Consider the following 396-nt stretch of genomic DNA (forward strand, 5'->3'; position numbering starts at 1 on the left):
ACATGCCTAAAAGCTTGATGCCTTGTACAAACTCAACCAAATTATCGAGAGACTCTTTAACTTGAGCCTCAAACTCTTCAAGTTGGATGTTAGGTAGCTCTTTTTTGATCTCGTTAGACAACTCAGTAAAAGAGTTACGCAGCTCTTTGATTTGTAGCTCAGCGTCTTGCTTGTTTAAAGCGGCTTCGATGATCGCTACCAGCTTGTTGGTGGTTTTCCCTGGAGCTGACAGCACGACTGCTAGCTCTTCCTGATCCGCATTATTAGCAATGATGTTCGCCGCTCGCAAAAATCTATCTGCATCCGCTAGCGAAGATCCTCCAAATTTCAATACTCGCATTCCATTCTCCCTGAGCTAAAAATTGTAAAAAAAAAGGCCTGTATCTGGTGGGATAC

General features: G+C 43.2%; 1 pseudogene. It reads right to left on the reverse strand.

What is annotated here, in order from left to right:
* Positions 1-340: pseudogene (gene thrA, locus AB4585_RS24630) on the reverse strand (bifunctional aspartate kinase/homoserine dehydrogenase I); the annotation flags it as partial.
* Positions 341-396 lie beyond the last annotated feature (56 nt).

The sequence above is a fragment of the Vibrio sp. 10N.222.49.C9 genome (assembly GCF_041474985.1).
GTDB lineage: Bacteria > Pseudomonadota > Gammaproteobacteria > Enterobacterales > Vibrionaceae > Vibrio > Vibrio crassostreae_C.